This window comes from Sagittula salina (genome assembly GCF_017813235.1).
Taxonomy (GTDB): domain Bacteria; phylum Pseudomonadota; class Alphaproteobacteria; order Rhodobacterales; family Rhodobacteraceae; genus Sagittula; species Sagittula salina.
Window position 1 is genome coordinate 59,955 of sequence record NZ_JAGISH010000007.1, and the last position, 18,626, is coordinate 78,580.

An 18,626-nucleotide genomic window follows, 5' to 3' on the forward strand; every position below is an offset into this window, starting at 1 on the left:
GGTGCATTTTAACATTAGCGAAATGGCAAATGGTTTGGGTGATTCTCCTCCTCGGGTGAAAGAAAAGGGGTGGTGTCATGTCCGTACATGGCGGGGGTCTGGCGACCCTGGAGTATTATCCGTGCCGATATGGCAATTCGCGTGTCCAGTTTCGCGGGCCAAAACGATCCCTGGAGGGGCGTTTTATCGCGTTTCTCGGTTCGACGGAGACCTATGGGCGATTTATCGAGGCACCGTTTCCGCACTTGCTGGAGCAACGGCTGGGGGTTGTCTGCGTGAACTTCGGCGTGGTGAATGCCGGGGTCGATCTGTATCTGAACGATCCGTCGGTGCTGGACAGCGTGATGCAGGCGCGCGCCAAGGTGGTCCAGGTCATGGGCGCGCAGAACATGTCGAACCGCTACTACGCGGTCCATCCGCGTCGCAACGACCGTTTCCTGAGGGCGTCCGAACGGCTTGAGGAGCTTTATCCCGAAGTGGATTTCACAGAATTCCACTTTGTCCGGCACATGCTGGGGAAGTTGCTGGAAGTTTCGCCGGAACGCTTTGCCAACGTGGTGGACGAATTGCGGCAGGCGTGGATCGCGCGGATGAAGAACATCCTGACCCAAATCAGGGGGAAGGTCATCCTGCTGTGGTTCTCCGAGTGCCCGGTGCCGGAGGAGGACGTTTTCGACCTGGGCCACGATCCCCTGTTCGTGACGCGCGACATGATCGACACGCTGCGCCCGCGGGTGAGCGACGTGGTTGTGCAGGTTGCCTCCGACATGGCGCGGCTGGAGGGGACCATGGGCATGGTCTATTCCGACCTCGAAAGCTGCGCGGCGGCCGAACTCCAGGGACCGCTGGCCCATGCGGAGGCGGCGAACCGGCTGGAGCCCTTGTTGCAGAAGATGATCTGATCCCGTCCCGGAGAATGCGAAAAGGCCCGCGCGAGGCGGGCCTTTCGTTGATCCAGACCGGGATCCGTCGGGTGGGTCTGCAACCCGCCTCTCACAGTTTTTCGGTCAACTCTGGCACCGCTTCGAAGAGGTCGGCGACAAGGCCGTAATCGGCAACCTGGAAGATCGGCGCCTCTTCGTCCTTGTTGATCGCGACGATGACCTTGGAATCCTTCATGCCCGCGAGGTGCTGGATCGCGCCGGAGATGCCCACGGCGAGGTAGAGGTTCGGCGCCACGACCTTGCCGGTCTGACCGACCTGCCAGTCGTTGGGGGCAAAGCCGGAATCCACGGCCGCACGGGATGCGCCAACGGCGGCGCCCAGCTTGTCGGCCAGCTTCTCGATGATGGCGAAGTTCTCTTCGGAACCAAGGCCACGGCCGCCCGACACGACGATACCGGCGGAGGTCAGTTCCGGACGGTCGCTCTCGGCTACCTTGTCCGCGACCCACTCCGACAAGCCGGGGTTTTCGCCCGCGCTCACGGCTTCGACTGCCGCGGAACCGCCGGTGGCGGCGGCGTCGAAGGTCGAGGTGCGGAAGGTGACGACCTTTGTCGCGTCCCCGGACTTCACCGTCTGGATGGCGTTGCCCGCGTAGATCGGGCGCTCGAACGTGTCGGCATCGACCACGCCGGTCACATCGGAGATCACCATCACGTCCAGCAGGGCGGCGACGCGCGGCAGGATGTTCTTGGCGTCCGTCGTCGAGGGCGCCACGATGTGCGAGTAGCCCGGGGCCAGCGAGACGATCAGCGCGGCGACGGGTTCCGCGAGGCGATGGCCGTAAAGCGCATCCTCGGCCACGAGAACCTTCGACACACCCGCGAGGGTGGCAGCCTCTTCGGCGGCGGCCTGCGCGGAGGCGCCCACGGTCAGGACGGTCACGTCACCCAGCGCCTGCGCGGCGGTCACGGCCTTGGCGGTCGCGTCCATCGCCAGAGCGCCGTCGGTGATTTCGGCAATAAGAAGTACAGCCATCACACGATCCCCTTTTCCTTGAGTTTCGCCACCAGCTCGTCGACGGACCCGACCATCTCGCCTGCCTGACGGGAGGCGGGTTCCGAGGTCTTCACGATCTCAAGGCGCGGCGCGACATCGACGCCGAGATCGGCGGCAGTCTTCTCGTCGAGCGGCTTCTTCTTCGCTTTCATGATGTTCGGCAGCGAAGCGTAGCGCGGTTCGTTCAGGCGCAAGTCGGTGGTGATGATGGTCGGCAGCTTGACCTTCACGGTCTGCAGGCCGCCGTCCACCTCACGCGATACGACGGCGTGGTCGCCATCGACGTCGACGGTGTTGGCGTTGGTCGCCTGAGACCAGCCAAGCAGCGCGGCCAGCATCTGGCCGGTGGCGCCGAGGTCGTTGTCGATCGCCTGTTTGCCGGCCAGCACGATGCCGGGCTGCTCGTCTTCGATGACCTTGGCGAGGATCTTCGCCACGGCGAGCGGTTCGATGTCGGTATGCACGTCATCGGCGGCAACCACGAGGATTGCGCGGTCGGCACCCATTGCGAGCGCTGTGCGCAGGGTTTCCTGCGCCTGCTTGACACCGATGGAGACAGCGATGACCTCGGTGGCCTTGCCCGCTTCCTTCAGTCGGATCGCTTCCTCTACGGCGATCTCGTCGAAGGGGTTCATCGACATCTTCACGTTCGCCAGATCGACCCCCGTGCCGTCCGCTTTGACGCGAACCTTCACGTTGTAGTCGATCACGCGCTTGACCGGTACGAGTACCTTCATGCGTGTCTCTCCTGTTGCTGCGGGACTCCTCCCGCGGATTCCTCTGGCAAGCGGTGTAGCGCGCGTTTTCCCTAGGAAACAGGGCAAAAGCGTCGCAAGGGGGGCAAACTACGTCGCGTTTCCCCGCGGGCCTGCATCCCGTTCTCGTTACAGGTGGCGCAATATAACTGCAATGGCATTGCGGAAAACCTCAGAAAATTACGCTGCGGCCCGGCGTCTGATGGCGCTGCGGTGCGGCATAAACAGAACAGTGAGTGCGTGCGCTTTCGCCGCAGGGGCTCAGTCGCAGATTGCCTTCAGGGCCTGCCACGCGGTTTTGGTGAGAATGGGGGCGGTTTCGTCCTGCGCGGCAGCGAAGGCATGTGCCCCGGCCGCGCGCCCTTCCGTGGCGGGGTGGGTGGCAAGGTATTCCGGCAGGGAAAACGGCTCCAATTCGGCCAGAGCATCGAAAAAGTCGCCAAAGCCTGCGACGTCCACACGCGCGTTGGCCAGCATTTCGAGGGCAAAGTTGTCCGCTGCGGTCTCCGCCTCCCGCGTGTAGGAGGCCGACAGCAGCCGTTCCCCCAACACGGCGACTGCAGTGCCGCCTGTGACATCGCCGATCAGCATGGTCAGCAGCCCGGCCGACCCGGCGGCGCGCAGGGTCAGACGCGTGGCGTCGCGGCTTTCGACATGGCCCAATTCATGCGCCAGCACGCCCGCGACCTCCTCTGGCGTTTCGGCTTGGTCCAACAGACCGCGCAGGATCACCACCTGCCCACCGGGCGCGGCGAAGGCGTTCACCATGCCGCTGTCAAAGACCTGGAGCGAGATGTCGTACTGCATGTCCCGGCCGCCGGTCAGCCGTTGCAGCAGCGTGTCGAGCGCCGTCAGACCGGCTGGATCGGTGCAGTGGAAACCCTCGCGCGCATCCAGCCAGTTCAATTGGCGTTCCATTTGCCGGACCACGGTCTTGCCGAAGGCGATCTCGCGCTCGATCGGGATGAGGCGGGCCAAAGAATTCGCCAGCGCGGGGAGGATGACGAAGAGCAGCAGAAGACAGGCCGCCGCAGCCCCGCCCGCGTAGATCAGGAGGCGGCGGATCGCGCCGGGGTGCGTTTCGGCCCGGAAGAGGTTCGGCCGCGTGCGGTGCATCCAGGCGATCAACTCGGGGTCGAGGATCACAAGGCGCGCCACGTCGTGCGGGCTTTCGTCATCGCTTTGGGCGTGGCGGGTGACGGTCAGGCGCTGGTCGTCGGCGGTGTCTGTCAGCGCGCGCAGATCCGAAAGCAGCCAGGTGAGCGGCGCGGTGAGGCTCTTTCCCTCGATCACCAGCGCGATGCGGTCCTCCGAGAGGCGTACGGTGACAGGATGCCGGGCCGATGTCCGCCCGTCGAAGAAGTGTGCCGCGTGGGCCTGGGTCAGCATCGGTTCAGATCGCTCCGCCTATATCCAGCGCGTCGGCAAAGCCGTCGGCGTCGATGCCGGCCTCCGCCGCGCGCTGGTGCACGCGGTCCAGCGCATCGGGGTTCAGGATGCGGATGGTGCCGATGTAATGCGCCAGCACCGGCTGGGTTATCAGGATCATGGTCAGCGCCTGCATCACGACGAGTCCCACCAGGTAGCCGATCCCCACCACGACACCGGCGCCGATCATCCGGGTCATGATCTGGGTTTCGGTCATGGTCGCCTCCCCGTCGGCAAACAGGCTTTCGATCCCCGCCAGAAAGGGCATGGCCAGCGCAAAGGCGATGCCGAAGACCACCGAGGACAGCAGTGCCAGCAGCAGACCGCCGAGAATGTAGGTCTTGATCACCGTTCCGGTGCGCGGCTCCGCGGCAAAGCGGATCTCGTTGCCCAGGACCTTGTGGCTCATCAGGTAGCCGAAGGATTGTACGGCATAGTAGATCGCGCCGACAAAGATCCAGACATAGCCGACGAGCATGGCGATCACGCCCAGCACGATCTTGGGGATCGTGTCGCTCTCTGAGCCGGTGTAGATCAGGAAGCCGGAGGCGAGCAGGATGCCGAGCGCGATGAAGACATGCTTCATCGCCGCGTAGAGGTCGCTCCATCTGCCGTCCTGCCGCATTCGGGTGGAGCCGTAGTAGCTGCGCGCGGTCATGTATTGCTCGAGCCGGAAGGTCATCAGCGGCGTCAGTAGCCCGAGCGAGACGATCGCCAGCAGCCCGTAGCCCATGGCGCGGATCACATAACCCCATGCGCCTTTTTCCATCCCCAGACGAATGCCGCGAAAGCGTGTGCGGGCCATCTTGTACCGCCGGGCGCGGTAGATGGCGAACAACAGGAAGGGCAGCACGGCGAGGCCGGAAATGACGGAGGCAGCCACCATGCCGATCAGATCGCCCTCGTCGGCGGTGTCCGTGTCGACCATGATATTCAGGCCGAGGTAAAAGAGGATCATCTGGACCACGCCGAGGTAGACCGCGAGAAAGACGATGGCGACGAGAAAGCCGAGGAACTTCTCCAGCCCCGTGCCGGTGTATTCGAAGGTATCGCCGCCTGCGTTGACCGAGGACCAGATATAGCGCCGCACGCGTGTCTTCTGCCAGAAACGGTAGAGGCCCAGCGTGACCAGCGTCAGCAGCCCGGTCTTAAGCATCAGGGCGAACATCGGACCCTGTGCCCCGGCATAGCTGACCTCGATATGGCCGCCTTCCGGGGTCGATGCGGAAAGGCGCTCTTCGGAATGCATGATGGAAAACCTTTGCGCTGTCCGCTCTTTGGCCGCAGCCTAAAGCCGTGCGCCCGCCTGTAAAGTCGGGAAATGCCGTCTGTTTCAGTCGCCGCGATCAGTTTCGCGCGGTGCGGGAGCAGATGGTCTGCAGCGCGGCCCAGTCCGCGTCGCCCATCAACGGTTCCGGTAGCAGCCCGGCGGGCACGGCGCGACGCGCGCGCTCGATCCGGTCGCCGAGGGCGGGGTGACTCATGAAATGCTGCATGAAGGTTCGGGTGTCGCCGTCCAGCGCGGCGAACCGTTCAAAAATCGTGGCCAGCGCGCCGGGTGACAGGCCCGCGCGGCGCATCAGGTCGTGGGCGAAAACATCCGCCGCGGCCTCCGCGGTCTGGCTGTATTGCGCGTCGATCAGCCGTTCCGCGAGGAACAGCACCACCGCACCCCCGGCGAAATCACCGAACAGCAGCCCCAGCACCCCGATGGACCCGGCGCTGCGCAGCGCGTGGCGCGTGGGATCCCGGCTGGCGACGTGCCCCATCTCGTGGGCAAAGACGGCGGCCAGTTCGTCCGGTGCGCCCGCCTGTTCGATCAGCCCCCGGAAAAAGACGATATGCCCGCCGGGCAGGGCAAAGGCGTTGACCATCTCGTGATCGAGAATGTGCACGGTGATCTCGACCGGCAGGTCGGCTTCGCCCGACAGTCGCGCCTCGATTCGGCGCAGGGCGGTCAGGCCGTCGGGATCTGTGCAGAAGCGGACGGGTTCGAGCCCGCTGTCGTCCAATGCCTCGCGGATCTCGTTCAGCGTCACCTGGCCCAATGCGCGCTCGCCTTCGGGCGGGATGTAGTTGGCCAGCTGGTCGGCCATGATCGGCACGAGGACAAAGAGGATCAGCGCCACGGACCCCATTGCGGCGGCGGCCCATTTCAGCAGGAGGGGCCGGTTCGCCACCGGGGCACTGCGGCGGCGGCAGGGCAGGTGGGCGCGAATGGCGGAGTCCTTCAGGATCAGCCGTTCGACGGCGTTTTCCGTCCGCGACAGGATCACCAGATCGCCGCCCGCAGTGTCGGGAAGCTCGCGGATCGTATTCAACGGCCAATGGAGACCGGGCCCGGTCAGCGATTGATGCGTGTTATCCACGGTGACGGTCAGACGGATTGGCTGCCCGCTCTCGCCGTCGAGGTGGATGGCCTCTGCCGCAAAGCTCATAGCGAGGCCCCCACGTCCAGCGCCTCGGCAAAGCCTTCGGCCTCCGGGTGGTCGTCGCGGGGGCGCTGGCCGAAGGTGGCCATGGCTTCGGTCCCGATGACCTCCAGGCCCTGCGCGTAATGGCGGATCAGCGGGAGCGTCACCCAGGCCTGCGTGCAGGCGGTCCAGACGAGGAATATGGAGAAATAGGCCATCACGGACAGGGCGATCAGCGCTGTCCGGTTCAGACCGGCAAAGATCGGCGGCGTGTTCTCCAGCCCCATCTCGACCAGCGTTTCCAATGATTGCAGTTCGAGGAACAGTCCCAGCAGAATCAGCGTCGGCAGGGCCGAGACCAGAAGCGCGAGTGTATGGCCGGAGGCCAGTATCCAGAATATCCGCAACGGCGAGGCGGTCAGTCGCAGCCGCAGCGCGCCCGCGCGTTTGTGGTTGGTAAGGCGTATGCGGGTTTCCACCCGGTAGTAGACGGCTGCATAGAGCCAGAGCACCGCGCCGAGGGTCAGGATCGGCAAGGCAAGCGCCTCGTTCGCGCCGATGCAGATCAGCCCACCGAAGGCTATGGGGAGGTTGATGAAATGCCACTTCATCGCGCCGTAAAGCATGGTCCAACGGCCGTCCTGATGCATCCGCGTCTCGCCGAAGAACGTGCGGTTGGTGCGGTATTGCTCCAGCTTGAAGGTCATGCGCGGCCAGAGCAGCCCCGCCGTGATGAGCGCGAGGAAGCCGTGCCACAGCGCGCGGATGGCGAAGCCCCAGGCCCCTGGTTCCAGCCCGAAGCGCAACCCCAGCCAGCGGGTGCGGGCGAGGATGTAGCGACGCGCGCGGTAGCGGGCGTAGAACCAGATGGGGAATACACCGACCAGAGACAGCGCATAGGCGGCATAATTGCCCTGAAACAGCGCAAAGCTGGCAAACATCAGCAGGAGGTTCACGATCCCGATATAGAAGGCGAGGATGACCACGGCGATGAGAAAGCCCAGCAGCTTTTCCAACGGGTCGCCCGCATATTCCAGCGGGTAGCCGCCGGGCCGGATCGCCGACCAGAGCCAGCGCCGCACGCGGGTTTTCTGCCAGAAACGGTAGATCCCGAGCGTCAGAACGGTCAGCGCGCCGGTGCCGAGGACCAGCTTGAACAGCGGCCAGCGCCGCCCGGCGAAACGGGTGGCCCAGACGCGATGCCCGCCTTCGTCTGAGGCAATGGCACCCGCCGAACTCGGGTCAGCAAGGCTCACGGGGAATAATCCAAACTCAAATCACGGGTGCAGAATGGCGCCGCCGGGAGACCGTTTCAAGAAAACGTTGTCCGAGGGGGGGGGGCGGATACGGAAAACGGCCCCGCGTGGGGGCCGTTTTCATGGTCAGTTGAACTTGTTGTCGCGCGGGAAGCCGCGCGGGGCCATGCGGCCGGTGCCGGCGCGTTTGCCCACCCATTCGGCCAGCTCCTGCTGATCGACGGTGCGGGTTCGGCCCGCCGGATCCTGCCACGACAGCCCGGCCTCCAGAGTGAAGGTGCGCGCATCCGACAGCCCGCCGTCCTTGAACTTCTGCAACCTTACGCCCTTGCCGCGACCCATCTCCGGCAGTTCGTCCAGCATGAAGACCAGAACCTTGCGGTTCTCGCCGACCACGGCGACGGCGTTGCCGGTCACGGGCCTGCAGACCAGCGCCTTCACCGGGGTCTTCACGTTCAGCACCTGCTTGCCCGAGCGGGTCTGGGCGATGACCTCGTCTTCGGGCACGAGGAAGCCGTCCCCGGCGGTGGAGGCCACCAGCAGCCGCTGGCCGGGACGGTGCACGAGGATATCGATGATCTCCGTATCGTTGGGCAGATCGACCATCAGGCGCAGCGGTTCACCCATGCCGCGCCCGCCGGGCAGGTTCGCGGCCACGACCGTGTAGAAACGTCCGTTCGACCCGTAGACCAGCAGCTTGTCCGTGGTTTCGGCGTGGAAGATGAATCGCGCGCCGTCGCCGTCCTTGAACTTCAGCTCCGAACCGAGGTCGATGTGCCCCTTCATGGCGCGGATCCAGCCCATCTTGGAGCAGACCACCGTGACCGGCTCGCGCTCGATCATCGCCTCCAGCGGGACGTCCTCGGCCTCTGTCGCCTCCGCGAAGGTGGTGAGGCGCTGGCCACGGGTATAGCCCTTGGTGAACTGCTTCTTCACCTCCGAGAGTTCGTCCTTGATCCGGCCCCATTGCAGATCCTCGGAGGCCAGCAGATCCTCCAAGCCGGCGCGTTCCTCCATCAGGGCATCGCGCTCGTTGACCAGCTCCAGTTCCTCCAGACGGCGCAAACTGCGCAGGCGCATGTTGAGGATCGCCTCGGCCTGCGTGTCCGACAGCCCCTCGGAGCGCCCGACAAAGCGTTTGGGCACAGCAGACGACGTGCCGTCATCCGCCAGAATGCCGCGTTCGATGGCGTCGGGATCTTCCAGAAGGGTCAGCGCCTTCACATCAACGCCTGCGAGCGGAGAACGGTAGTCGCGTTCGTCCATGGCGCGCGGGATGGTGGACTGGTGCGGCCTTGACCAGTCCTCGTACATCAGCGCGGCCTTGGGATCGTCGTCGTAGCGGATGATGTCGATCACCCGGTCAAGGTTGAGGAAGGCGATGATGAGGCCTTCGAGAACTTCCAGCCGGTTGTCGATCTTGGCCATGCGGTGCTTTGCCCGGCGGACCAGCACGTCGCGCCGGAAGTCGAGGAAGGCGCGCAGGCACTCCTTGAGCGAGCAGACGCGCGGCGTCACACCGTCGATCAGCACGTTCATGTTGAGCGAGAAACGCGTTTCGAGGTCCGAATTGCGGAACAGCAGGTTCATCAACACGTCGGGATCGACGTTCTTCGTCTTGGGCTCCAGCACCATGCGGACGTCTTCGGCGCTTTCGTCGCGGACGTCGGCGAGGATCGGCACCTTGCGCGTCTGGATCAGTTCCGCGATGCGTTCGACCAGCTTGGATTTCTGCACCTGATAGGGGATTTCCGTGACCACGACCTGCCAGGTCCCGCGGCCCAGATCCTCTACGTGCCAGCGGGCGCGCAGCCGGATCGATCCACGCCCGGTGGCATAGGCCTGGGCGATGTTCTCGGCAGGTTCGACGATCACGCCGCCGGTGGGAAAATCGGGCCCGGGCACATAGGCGAGAAGGCTGTCATCCACCGCATCGGGTTTCTTGACCAGATGGAGGCAGGCGTTGATCAGTTCGCCGATGTTGTGCGGCGGGATGTTCGTCGCCATGCCGACGGCGATCCCCGACGATCCGTTAGCCAGCAAATTCGGGTAGGAGGCGGGCAGGACAGAGGGTTCTTCGAGGCGCCCGTCGTAGTTCGGACGGAAGTCGACGGCGTTCTCGTCAAGGCCGTTCAGCAGGGCCTCCGACATCACGGTCATGCGCGCCTCGGTGTAGCGCGAGGCGGCCGGGTTATCGCCGTCGATGTTACCGAAGTTGCCCTGACCGTCCACCAGCGGGTAGCGGATGGTGAAATCCTGTGCCAGGCGCGCCATCGCGTCATAGATCGCTGTGTCGCCGTGCGGGTGGAAGTCGCCCATGGTATCCCCTGAAATCTTTGCAGATTTCAGGAAGCCGCCGGTGGAACTAAGTCGCAGCCTGCGCATTGCATAGAGGATACGACGATGGACCGGCTTCAGGCCATCACGCGCGTCGGGCAGCGCCCGGTGCATGATGGTTGACAGCGCATAGGTGAGGTAGCGCTCGCCAATGGCGCGTCGCAATGGTTCCGCAAGGTTGCGGGCGTTTGTTTCGGGGTCGAGATCATCGTCGCTCATGGCAGTCGTGATACCGTTGCCTTACGGGCGCAGCAAGCGACTGACTGGGAATTCGACCGGGTTTCTCCCTTACGCGGACGTAAGGGAATCGGATAACTTGAATGTGTCGTCTGGCTGCGGACGACAGGGCTGCATCGGTGGCCGCTGACCGGAGGACGGGGGGCTGACATGGTACGTATTTTTCTGCTGACTTTTGGTGTGCTTGGCTGGGCGTGGTACGAGATGTCCGGCGGCGCACATTTCGTGCCCGGCAATCAGGGCGTGCAGATCCTTGCCGCAGCGCACGCCGTCGAATCGGCGCCCCAGACGGTCGAACGTGTCGCGCGCGACACACCTGCGGCCGACCTCAATGCCATCGTGCAACCCGCCGTCGCTCAGGTCGGGCAGACATCGCGGGTGCGAACGGTCTACGTGCCTGGCAATTCCGAGATCGGCGTGAGCGGTGACAAACTCGAGACAGTGGTGACGCCTGCGGCAATGACCAATGCCATGCCGTCCGACGAGGGAACAGAGCATGACGCCGCCCCCGCCGAGATCATGCAGGCAGCCGTGGCCGATGCTGCGATGATCGATTATCGCACCGTGACCGGCAGCCGGGTGAACCTGCGTGGCGGGCCGGCGACGTCCTATGATGTGGTGACGCAGTTGCTGGAAGGCGAAGAGGTCGAGGTGCTCGACGAAGGCGACGGCTGGGTAAAGCTGCGTGCGCTCGACGGCAATAACGTCGGCTGGATGTCTGCGAGCTTTCTGACCGCGTCGAACTGATCCCGCGTTTTCGGTTGACGCGCTGCCCGGAGCCGGGCTGATGACGGCATGACACGTACCATCCTTATCACCGGATGCTCTTCGGGCATCGGATATGACGCCGCCCACGGGATGCGTGCCCGTGGGTGGCGCGTCTTTGCCTCCTGTCGCCAGCAGGCGGACTGCGACAGGCTCAAGGCGGAGGGATTCGCAAGCCCGCGGATCGACTACACCGACAAGGACAGCATCGAATCCGGGCTGGCGGAGGTTCTGGGGGCCACCGGCGGCACGCTGGACGCGCTGTTCAACAACGGCGCGCACGCCACGCCGGGGGCGCTGGAGGATCTGCCGACCGATGCGCTGAGAGCGATTTTCGAAGCCAATGTCTTTGGCTGGCACGAGCTGACCCGCCGGTTGATCCCGGTGATGCGGGCGCAGGGGCACGGGCGGATCGTCAATCACTCTTCCGTGTTGGGGCTGGTCGTCATGCCCTGGCGGGCGGCCTATAGCGCGACGAAATTTGCCGTTGAAGGGTTGACGGATACCCTCCGGGTGGAAATGGCAGGCACCGGCATTCATGTCGTGGCCCTGAATACGGGGCCGGTGACATCGAAGATCCGGGTGAACTCGATTCCTCATTTCGAACGCTGGGTCGATTGGCAAAGCTCCCCCCGCGCCGCGCAGTACCGCGAGAAGCTTCTGAAAAGACTTTACGAATCCCGGGGAAAGGATTTCTTTGAATTGCCGCCCTCGGCGGTGACGGCGAAGCTGATACGCGCCTGCGAAAGCCCCCGGCCGAGGCCCCGCTACTACGTGACGACCGCGACCCACCTCATGGGGGCGGCGCGGCGGCTCCTGACGACACGGCGGCTCGACTGGCTGGTGGCAAAGGGCTAGGGGGTCGACCTTGGGCGCGACACACTGCGGCTTTGCTCCCTTTGCGGCAGGCGCTATGTGAAGCCTATAGCCAAGGAGGCGATATGGCAGACGATCCTCTCTTCATCCTGATTGCGCTGGTGATGTTCGGCGTGGTGGGCATCCTGTTCTTCGGCATCAGCAGTTTCGCCAAGGGTGGCGCTTTCAGCCGCAAATGGTCGAACCGCGCGATGCAGTGGCGCATCATGGCCCAATTCGTGGCGGTAGTGCTGATCCTGCTGTTCACCTATCTGCGCAGCAAGCACTGACTGCGATAAGTCATTTACCACAAGGGGGGCGGCATGGTCGTACTGAGCAAGATCTATACGCGCACTGGCGACACCGGCGAAACCGCGCTGGGCAATGGTACTCGGGTCAAGAAGTACGACCCGAGGGTGGAGGCCTATGGCACATCGGACGAGTTGAACTGCTTTGTCGGAATGGCCCGAACGGAGGCGGAGGGCGAGACAGACGCGGCGCTGTCGCGCATTCAGAACGACCTGTTCGACCTGGGCGCCGATCTGTGCCGTCCCGAGATGGAGAAGGACGCGGAGGCCGAGTACCCGCCGCTGCGCATGGCCGACGCGCAGGTATCGCGGCTGGAATCCGAGATCGACGCCATGAACGCCCGGCTGGAGCCGCTGCGGTCCTTCGTTCTTCCCGGGGGTGCGCGTCTGTCGGCGCATCTGCACGTCTGCCGCACGGTGGCGCGCCGGGCGGAGCGGCTGGCGGTCGAGCTGGCTTCGGAGGAGACGGTGAACCCGGCGGCGGTAAAGTACCTCAACCGTCTGTCGGACTGGTTCTTCGTCGCGGCACGGATCGCGAATGACGAAGGCCGCGCGGACGTCTTGTGGGTTCCGGGGGCTAACCGCTAGTGTAGGTTGAAGACCCACCGTCAAGGGGGCCTCCGGGGCGCCGGAGGCGGCGGTGTTCATGAGTATTTGAACCGAGAAAAAGCGGGGGCCGGGCCCCTGTCAAACTGCTTCGGCTTCCAGCCAGACGCCGCCCTCGGGGCGGAGGGTGAGGATCATCACCGGTTCCGGCTCGCGGCCCTTCACTGGCGTGAAACGGAAGTTTGCCACCAGCGAGGCAAGAATGATGACCGCCTCCTGCAGGGCAAAGCTCGCCCCGATGCAGATGCGCGGCCCGTCGCCAAAGGGCAGGTAAGCGTAGCGCTCGGGCTTTTCCTGCCAACGGTCGGGGCGGAAGGCGTCCGGGTCCTCCCACAGCAGGCGGTTCCGGTGCAGCGCGTAGATCGGCAGGATCACCGTGTCGGCGCGACGGATCTCTCGGCCGCAAAGCGTATCGGGTGCCATGGCGGTGCGCGATACCAGCCCGGCGGGCGGATAAAGGCGCAGCGCCTCGTCGATGACGTGCCGGGTGAAGGGCAGGCGGGCGACATCTTCGCCGGTTGCGGTCTCGCCTGAGAGCACGGCCTGCGCCTCGGCCCGGAGACGGTCCTGCGCCTGCTGGTCGAAGGCCAGAAGGTAAAGCGACCAGGACAGGGTGAGGGCCGTGGTTTCATGTCCGGCGACGATGAAGGTCAGCAGGTTGTCGCGCAGTTCCGCCGGGGACATCGCCCGCCCGGTTTCCGGGTCAGAGCCCGATTGCAGCAGGTCCATAAGATCCGGCACACCCTCGGAGGGCCGCTCGGCCCGCGCGGCGATGGCGCGATCTGCCATGCCCTTCATCTGCGCCACGCCCCCGGCAAAAAAGGCTCGCCCCGGACGCGGCACCCAGTCCGGCAGCCCGAGAATGTCAAAAAGCGAGACTTTCCCCGCTTCAGCGATATAGGCGTCGATTGCCTTGTGCACGCCATCGCGGTCAAAGGCCCGGTCGCCGGAGAAGGTCACGTCCGAGATCACGTCGAAGGTGGTGCTGACCATCTCGTCGAGGAAATTCAGCGCGCGCGGCCCGGCCGCGCGGATGCGGTCGATGGAGCGGCCCGCCGCAGCGCTCATCACGGGGGCGAGGTTCAACACGTTGCGATGGGTGAAGACCGGCGCGGCAGTGCGGCGTTGCCAGCGCCAGTGCGCGCCCTCCGCGACAAAGAGGCTTTCCCCAATGGCGGGGCGTAGCAGGTTCTTTGTAACGAGGCTTTTAGGGTAATTGTCGAGGTTCTCCAGCAGCACCCGGCGAATGGCGCCGGGATCCATGACCATGTGCCACCGCTTTCCGGTGCGGCCCGAAACCATCGGCTGACGGGTCGCGATTTCCGGAATGATCGACAGCACGTTGCGCCGGGTGGCCTGCAACGAGGCCCAGATGCCCATGGGTTGAGTGACGAGGGGCACGCGGACAGGCAGGCGGGGCGGCGTCATCTCGGTCATCGTGTCGGACTTTCGCGGGGGGCGTGGGCCTGTGGTATCCCTGCAAACATAGGCGGGAATGCGCCATTGACAAAGGGGCCCGCAATTGCACGTCAACCCATGCTGCGCTACGGGACGAAAGAGCCACCCGGGGATGATTATGTTTCGTGTTCTTGCCATTCTGACCCTCATGCTGGGCCTTTCTGCCTGCACAGATGCCACGCAGGACCTGGCGCGGCCGGTCGAACCCTTGGGCAATTTCACGCTGGGTCACGCCATCGTGGTCGCGCCGAACGTGCAAAAGCTGCTGGTGTCGCGGGAGGCCAGTTCCGAGGAGTGGATCGAAGCGGTGGACGCCGCCATCGAGAAGCGCTTCCGCCGCTACTCGGGCGGCAGGTTCTACCACTTCGGCCTCTCGGTCGAGGCCTATTCCCTGCCGCCGCCAGTGGTGCCGGGGAAGTCCGCGCTGGCCCTGCGGCTGACGGTCTGGGATGACGCAGCAAAGCGCAAGCTGAACGAGGAAACCGAGGTCATCCAGGTGATCCAGGTCTTCGAAACCCGGCTCGGGCTGACCCGCGAGGAGCAGATCCAGCGGCTGGCCGATCAGGCGGCACTGCAGATCGAAGACTGGCTCCGCGAGAGGATGACGGAGGACGACTGGTTCCGTGCGCCAGGGGGCGACATACCGGCCGATGCCATCGTGCTGCCGGCGGACGCGCCGGTTCCCGCCACAGCAGGCGCCGCACCGCCACAGGGCTGATGGAACGGCTTGATTTTTGGTCTCCGACTCAATAAACGGCGCGCGATGGAAACCCGGGCCCGCCAGTGTGGCCCCCGAACCACGAGGCGTCTGACAAGATGGCAAAAGGTAAGTTTGAACGCAGCAAGCCGCACTGCAACATCGGCACGATCGGTCACGTTGACCACGGCAAGACCACGCTGACGGCGGCGATCACCAAGTACTTTGGTGATTTCAAGGCCTACGACCAGATCGACGGCGCGCCGGAAGAGAAGGCCCGCGGGATCACCATCTCGACCGCGCACGTGGAATACGAGACCGAGGCGCGTCACTACGCGCACGTGGACTGCCCCGGGCACGCCGACTACGTGAAGAACATGATCACGGGTGCGGCGCAGATGGACGGCGCGATCCTCGTGGTCAACGCGGCCGACGGCCCGATGCCGCAGACGCGCGAGCACATCCTGCTCGGCCGTCAGGTGGGCATCCCCGCCATGGTCGTGTTCATGAACAAGGTCGACCAGGTGGACGACGAGGAACTGCTCGAGCTCGTGGAAATGGAAATCCGCGAACTGCTGTCGGCCTACGACTTCCCGGGCGACGACATTCCGATCATCGCGGGCTCCGCGCTGGCCGCAATGGAAGGCCGTGACCCCGAGATCGGCGAGAACAAGATCCGCGAACTGATGGCGGCCGTGGACGAGTACATCCCGCAGCCGGCGCGCGCCGTGGACCAGCCGTTCCTGATGCCGATCGAGGACGTATTCTCGATCTCCGGTCGTGGCACCGTGGTCACCGGCCGCGTGGAGCGTGGCGTGGTGAACGTCGGCGACGAACTGGAAATCATCGGCATCAAGGACACGCAGAAGACCACCTGCACCGGCGTCGAGATGTTCCGCAAGCTGCTGGATCGCGGCGAAGCGGGCGACAACATCGGCGCGCTGCTGCGCGGCATCGACCGTGACGCGGTCGAGCGCGGTCAGGTTCTGTGCAAGCCGGGTTCGGTGAAGCCGCACACGAAGTTCGAGTGCGAGGTCTACATCCTGACGAAGGAAGAAGGCGGCCGTCACACCCCGTTCTTCAAGAACTACCGTCCGCAGTTCTACTTCCGCACGACCGACGTGACGGGCACCGTCGAACTGCCGGAAGGCACGGAGATGGTGATGCCGGGCGACAACCTGAAGTTCGAGGTCGAGCTGATCGCGCCGATCGCGATGGAAGACGGCCTGCGCTTCGCCATCCGCGAAGGCGGCCGCACCGTCGGCTCCGGCGTCGTGTCGAAAATCCTCGCATAATTCGCTTCGGTGAATGACGAAAAGGCCGCCTCCGGGCGGCCTTTTTGTTTGCCGCAGCCAGCCCAGTCGAGCCACGGCATCAAAGCAGAGCCTTTTGTGTCGGTGGCGGCAGGGTGTCGGGGCTGTCCTGACATTGCCCGCGCCACATCGGTAGAAATTCAGAAGGGCGCTCCGAAAAGGGCGCCCTTGTTCCGTAATCTGAGGGTGATGCGCGAAGAGTCTCACAATATCCCAGAAAACAAATTTCATTCTTGATCCTGAACAAGGTGCGACGGGCTCTCGCCTGCGACAATACAGGTGTTGGGATAGTCGCCGGTTGGCGCAGTCAGGAGGATTTCAAATGAAGAATAAAAGGCTTCTTCTTACCACGGCTTTGGTTGCCTTGATGGTGGCTGGTGCGGTTGTCGTCGCGCCAATGATCGATCCGGATCAGGCCGCGTGGGCGGATGGTCACGGCTCCGGTGGTTCGGGCGGGTCAGGTGGTTCGGGCGGCGGTGGCGGTTCGGGCGGCGGGGGCTCTGGCTCCGGTGGTTCAGGGGGTTCGGGGGGCTCGGGTGGCCATGACGGTGGTTCCAGCGGTCACGACAGTGGCTCCAGCGGCCATGACAGCGGATCAAGCCATTCGGGTGGCTCAGGCAGCGGGCGCAAGTCGCTGGAAGAGTTGGGGCTGACGCAGGAAGATGTCGACGGCCACGGCTCCAGCGGGCGGTCCCAGCGCGAGGACAAGCCGCCATCGTCACACTCCGGCGGAAGCAGCGGGTCGGGTTCCTCCGGCGGGCAGAGTGGCCAGTCCGGGCAGGGGCATTCCGGCCAGAGCGGCGGGTCCGGTCAGGGCGGTCCGGGGGCGGAGTCCGAGGGGCGGGGGCCACAGGCGGGAACGCCGTCGGCAGGCGGGTCGCCACCGTGGTCTCATGAAGGCATCCCCGAGGTCGAACTTGGCCGCCTGAACGTTGCGCGCAGCCCGGATGCGGTGCTGGATCGTGCCTATGCCGAAGCGTTGCTGACGCTGCCCGGCTCGGCCGCATTTTATAACCAGCCGCTCGAGGACATTCTGGTGGCGCTCAGGACAGAGTGGAACGACCTGTCACTGGTCGACAGCCCGCTTGCCAACCTCGCCCTTCTGGAGGACGCCATGGACGGGTCGATCGATCTGTCGTCGGCGGGCATCAACAACAACGTCGGCACCCTGTCGGCCCTCTTCCTCGGCATGGCCTCGGACAAGACCCTGCCGATACACTTGGAAACCGTACAGGCGCTGGAAGTGATCTTCGGAATCGACCTTTCCGACGCCGATGCTGCGGCACTGGCGACACAGGCCGAAGCCGTCCGTGAAGCGGTATTGGAGGGACACGGTTGATCCGCACCCCACTCCGGCGTTACTTGTCGGGGTGGGGCCCTGTCTCGGGGCATGAAACCAGGTGGTTAAGGTTATAGCATGCACAACATCTTTCAATCCGGCCGGTCCTTGACTGCCGTTGCGGCGCTGGCCGTCCTGTCCCTGCCCGCCGTCGCACAGGCGCAGGATTATGCAAAATTCCAGCTCGGCGTTCTGGCGCCGGAAGCGAACGACGCCTACTGGCTGCCGCCGGGTTATCCGGGAAGCGACCCGCGGGTTAACTTCGGACTCGGTGATCTGGACAAGGTCGGTTTCGCCAGCGCTGCGGTCGGTCGCAGCTTTCAGAACGGCCTGCGCGCGGATCTCGAGCTTTTGGTGACCGGCAAGGCCGACGCCACCGGCGACTGTTCCAGCGCCTCCGACGGCACACCCTGCTCGGGTCACGCCGATATCAGCGATGCAACCGTGCGGACTTCGGCGCTGCTGGCGAATGTCAGCTACGAGTTCATGCAGGGCGCCAAGGTCCAGCCCTACGTGACGGCGGGTGCCGGCGTGGCCTGGAACAAGCTCAGCGACTGGACGCGCTCGAATCCCGCCGCCACCCGCCCGGAGCGGACCTTTGATGGCGATACGCAGCAGAACTTTGCTTGGACAGCGGGTGTCGGTGCTTCTTATGAGATTGCGGCGGCCGGCCGTCCGATGTTCCTGGATGTATCGTGGCGCTATTTCGACTTCGGTGAAGTCGAAGGCGGAACAAACCCGCAGGACACCGCAGCGGCCGCCACGAAGGGCCTGAACTTCGATCTGACCGGCCACGCGCTGGCCATGGGTCTGCGCATCCCCTTCTGAGACGGGCAGCCCTGCGCCTTTGTCGCTGATAAAGAGGCCGTCCCATCGGGGGCGGCTTTATCAGTCTCAGGGACGCGTGCCCCGCCCAC

At 64.6% G+C, this 18,626-nt stretch carries 17 protein-coding genes; 9 read left to right on the plus strand and 8 right to left on the minus strand.

Going from position 1 to position 18,626, the window contains the following annotated elements:
* Window positions 1-77: 77 nt before the first annotated feature.
* Window positions 78-902: a DUF6473 family protein gene (locus J5474_RS13165; protein ID WP_209361383.1), complete on the plus strand. Its 825-nt coding sequence runs from the start codon at window positions 78-80 to the stop codon at window positions 900-902.
* 91 nt (window positions 903-993) lie between these two features.
* On the opposite strand, the gene J5474_RS13170 is transcribed toward J5474_RS13165, so the two are convergent.
* From J5474_RS13170 to J5474_RS13200, 7 genes are all read right to left on the minus strand, one after another.
* On the minus strand, window positions 994-1,920 hold the full coding sequence (locus tag J5474_RS13170) for an electron transfer flavoprotein subunit alpha/FixB family protein (protein WP_209361384.1): 927 nt from the start codon (window positions 1,918-1,920) through the stop codon (window positions 994-996).
* Window positions 1,920-2,678 carry an electron transfer flavoprotein subunit beta/FixA family protein gene (locus J5474_RS13175; RefSeq protein WP_209361385.1) on the minus strand — a complete coding sequence of 253 codons (759 nt, stop codon included), beginning with the start codon at window positions 2,676-2,678 and terminating at the stop codon, window positions 1,920-1,922. Before J5474_RS13175 ends, J5474_RS13170 begins: the two co-directional genes overlap by 1 nt.
* Before the next feature lie 279 nt (window positions 2,679-2,957).
* Complete coding sequence (locus J5474_RS13180) at window positions 2,958-4,085, minus strand: M48 family metallopeptidase (RefSeq protein ID WP_209361386.1); 1,128 nt, start codon at window positions 4,083-4,085, stop codon at window positions 2,958-2,960.
* A gap of 4 nt (window positions 4,086-4,089) precedes the next feature.
* Entirely contained in the window at window positions 4,090-5,373 is a 1,284-nt protein-coding gene (locus tag J5474_RS13185; RefSeq protein ID WP_209361387.1) for a DUF898 family protein, read from the minus strand.
* 97 nt (window positions 5,374-5,470) lie between these two features.
* A complete protein-coding gene (locus J5474_RS13190; protein WP_209361388.1) occupies window positions 5,471-6,562 on the minus strand; it encodes a M48 family metallopeptidase in 1,092 nt (363 codons plus the stop codon).
* Window positions 6,559-7,794 carry a DUF898 family protein gene (locus tag J5474_RS13195; protein ID WP_342454038.1) on the minus strand — a complete coding sequence of 412 codons (1,236 nt, stop codon included), beginning with the start codon at window positions 7,792-7,794 and terminating at the stop codon, window positions 6,559-6,561. The genes J5474_RS13190 and J5474_RS13195 overlap by 4 nt, the downstream gene beginning before the upstream one ends.
* Window positions 7,795-7,920: 126 nt before the next feature.
* Window positions 7,921-10,350, minus strand: coding sequence for a DNA topoisomerase IV subunit A (locus tag J5474_RS13200; protein ID WP_209361389.1), 2,430 nt, complete (start codon window positions 10,348-10,350; stop codon window positions 7,921-7,923).
* 168 nt (window positions 10,351-10,518) lie between these two features.
* Here J5474_RS13200 and J5474_RS13205 point away from each other — a divergent pair, with 168 nt between their 5' ends.
* The 4 genes from J5474_RS13205 (at window position 10,519) to J5474_RS13220 (ending at window position 12,884) form a co-directional block, all read left to right on the plus strand.
* Complete coding sequence (locus J5474_RS13205; protein WP_209361390.1) at window positions 10,519-11,115, plus strand: SH3 domain-containing protein; 597 nt, start codon at window positions 10,519-10,521, stop codon at window positions 11,113-11,115.
* Window positions 11,116-11,163: 48 nt separating this feature from the next.
* Entirely contained in the window at window positions 11,164-11,991 is an 828-nt protein-coding gene (locus J5474_RS13210) for an SDR family NAD(P)-dependent oxidoreductase (RefSeq protein ID WP_209361391.1), read from the plus strand.
* Between the two features lie 83 nt (window positions 11,992-12,074).
* The gene (locus J5474_RS13215; protein ID WP_209361392.1) at window positions 12,075-12,278 is read left to right on the plus strand and encodes a twin transmembrane helix small protein; all 204 of its coding nucleotides are present in this window, start codon (window positions 12,075-12,077) and stop codon (window positions 12,276-12,278) included.
* Between the two features lie 33 nt (window positions 12,279-12,311).
* Window positions 12,312-12,884: a cob(I)yrinic acid a,c-diamide adenosyltransferase gene (locus J5474_RS13220; protein WP_209361393.1), complete on the plus strand. Its 573-nt coding sequence runs from the start codon at window positions 12,312-12,314 to the stop codon at window positions 12,882-12,884.
* 99 nt (window positions 12,885-12,983) lie between these two features.
* Here the strand turns inward: J5474_RS13220 and J5474_RS13225 are convergent, their stop codons facing one another.
* Window positions 12,984-14,339, minus strand: a complete 1,356-nt coding sequence (locus tag J5474_RS13225; protein WP_209361394.1) for a cytochrome P450 — start codon at window positions 14,337-14,339, stop codon at window positions 12,984-12,986.
* A gap of 139 nt (window positions 14,340-14,478) precedes the next feature.
* Between J5474_RS13225 and J5474_RS13230 the strand changes: the two genes are divergently transcribed.
* The 4 genes from J5474_RS13230 (at window position 14,479) to J5474_RS13245 (ending at window position 18,537) form a co-directional block, all read left to right on the plus strand.
* Window positions 14,479-15,078 (plus strand): hypothetical protein, encoded by a 600-nt coding sequence (locus tag J5474_RS13230; RefSeq protein ID WP_209361395.1) that lies wholly within the window; start codon window positions 14,479-14,481, stop codon window positions 15,076-15,078.
* 98 nt (window positions 15,079-15,176) lie between these two features.
* A complete protein-coding gene (gene tuf, locus J5474_RS13235; protein WP_209361396.1) occupies window positions 15,177-16,352 on the plus strand; it encodes an elongation factor Tu in 1,176 nt (391 codons plus the stop codon).
* A gap of 340 nt (window positions 16,353-16,692) precedes the next feature.
* Window positions 16,693-17,709, plus strand: a complete 1,017-nt coding sequence (locus J5474_RS13240) for a hypothetical protein (protein WP_209361397.1) — start codon at window positions 16,693-16,695, stop codon at window positions 17,707-17,709.
* Window positions 17,710-17,787: 78 nt separating this feature from the next.
* On the plus strand, window positions 17,788-18,537 hold the full coding sequence (locus tag J5474_RS13245; RefSeq protein ID WP_209361398.1) for an outer membrane protein: 750 nt from the start codon (window positions 17,788-17,790) through the stop codon (window positions 18,535-18,537).
* Window positions 18,538-18,626: the final 89 nt, after the last annotated feature.